Source organism: Bacillus sp. SIMBA_026, assembly GCF_046535335.1.
Taxonomy (GTDB): domain Bacteria; phylum Bacillota; class Bacilli; order Bacillales; family Bacillaceae; genus Bacillus; species Bacillus velezensis.
The window spans coordinates 1-296 of the sequence record NZ_JAWRWX010000090.1 but is presented as its reverse complement, the minus strand read 5'-3'; the positions used below and the strand labels follow the sequence as shown (position 1 = coordinate 296).

Below are 296 nucleotides of genomic sequence, written 5' to 3'. Positions count from 1 at the left end.
TTGGTGATGTGGTCAGTGGCGCTGCTGCCGGAGTCGCTCGTGAGCGCGATACCGGGCGCGGCAGCCGACGTATCGAGCGTAAAGCTGAATGAGGTCGGGGTAGACGCGTTGCCCGAAACATCGATCTGCCGAACCTGCACGTTGTTCAGTCCTTCGACGGCGCTGAAGCTCGTGTTCCAATGCGCGCCGTTGTCGACGCTGTACTGTACGGTGGCGCCGGTCTCGATGCCAGTGACGTTCAGCGTACCGACATTGGTGATGTGATCGGTGGCGTTGCTACCGGAGTCGATGGTCAG

1 protein-coding gene is annotated in these 296 nt (G+C 61.1%); it reads right to left on the bottom strand.

The features are described 5' to 3' along the window. The coding region (locus SB847_RS20800; RefSeq protein WP_410578481.1) for an Ig-like domain-containing protein at positions 1-296 on the bottom strand (296 nt) is incomplete at both ends.